Here is a 1,383-nt window from a genome sequence, read left to right on the forward strand (position 1 = left end):
CCGGCAGCTCCCTGCGGTCCACCTTCCCGTTCGCCGTCAGCGGCAGCGCCTCCAGCACCACCACCACCGTCGGCACCAGGTACTCCGGCAGCCTCCTCCTCATCCCCTCCTTCACCGCCGTCCCCTCCACCTCTCCCACCACGTACCCCACCAGCCTCTTGTCCCCTCTCTCCTGCCTCACCACCGCCACTGCTTCCTTCACTCCTGCCTGCTGCTTCAGCCCCTCCTCCACCTCCCCCAACTCAATCCGGTAGCCCCTCACCTTCACCTGCCCGTCACGCCGCCCCAGGAACTCCAGCGCTCCGTCGTCCCTCCAGCGGACCACGTCCCCTGTCCGGTACAGCCTCTCGCCCTCTCCAAACGGACTCGGCACGAAGCGCTCCGCCGTCAACTCCGGCTTCCCCACGTACCCCCGCGCAAGCCCCTCGCCCCCCGCGTACAGCTCTCCCGGCACTCCCACCGCCACAGGACGCAGTCCCTCGTCCAGCACGTACACTTCCGTGCCTTCCACCGGACGCCCAATCGGCGCTCCTCTCTCTCCGACGTCCGACTCCTTCTGCATCCTCCACGTCGTCGTGAACGTCGTGTTCTCCGTCGGGCCGTACCCGTTGATGAGCGTGCCTCCCGCGCGCAGCCGCTCCTTCACCCGCTGCACCGGCAGCACGTCTCCTCCCGCCAGCACCTGCTTCACTCCCGCCAGTGCCTCCGGCTGGTACGCCTGCATCTGCTCGAAGAGCGCCGCTGTCAGCCACAGCGACGTCACCTGGTGCGCCTTCAGCGTCGCCGCCACTTCCTCCAGCGCAAGCTCCTTCGCCGGGTACACCACCAGCTTCGCTCCGTTCAGCAGCGCGCCCCATACCTCCAGCGTCGACGCGTCGAAGCCCACCGGCGCCAACTGCAACCACACCTCCTCCGCGCTGAATCTCGCGTACGTGGCTCCCTTCACCAGTCTCGCCACTGCCTTCTGCGGCACCCCCACGCCCTTCGGCGTCCCCGTGCTTCCCGACGTGTACATGACGTACGCCAGGCTTCTTCCATCTCCTCGGAGCGGCGGGTTGCTCTTCGGCTGACGTCCAATCAACGCCGCGTCCGCGTCGAGGCTCACCACCACGTCCGCGCTCTCCGCCACCTCCTCCACCAACTCCTCGCGGCCCACCACCACCGCCACCCCCGCCTCCCTCTTCATCCACCTCAATCGCTCCGCCGGGTTGCTCCCCTCCAGCGGCACGTACGCTCCTCCCGCCTTCACCACCCCCAGCACCGCCACCACCCACTCCAACGAGCGCTCCACGCTCAGCCCCACCCTCACCTCGGGGCCCACTCCCACGCTCCTCAAGTGGTGCGCCAGCTGGTTCGCTCTCTCGTTGAGCTGCCCGTACGTCA

General features: G+C 68.4%; 1 protein-coding gene. It reads right to left on the reverse strand.

Annotated features, from left to right (window positions below):
- The coding region (locus K8625_RS43530; RefSeq protein WP_370642040.1) for an amino acid adenylation domain-containing protein at nt 1–1,321 on the reverse strand (1,321 nt) is incomplete at its 3' end.
- Nucleotides 1,322–1,383 lie beyond the last annotated feature (62 nt).

This window comes from Myxococcus sp. AS-1-15 (genome assembly GCF_020037055.1).
GTDB lineage: Bacteria > Myxococcota > Myxococcia > Myxococcales > Myxococcaceae > Myxococcus > Myxococcus fulvus.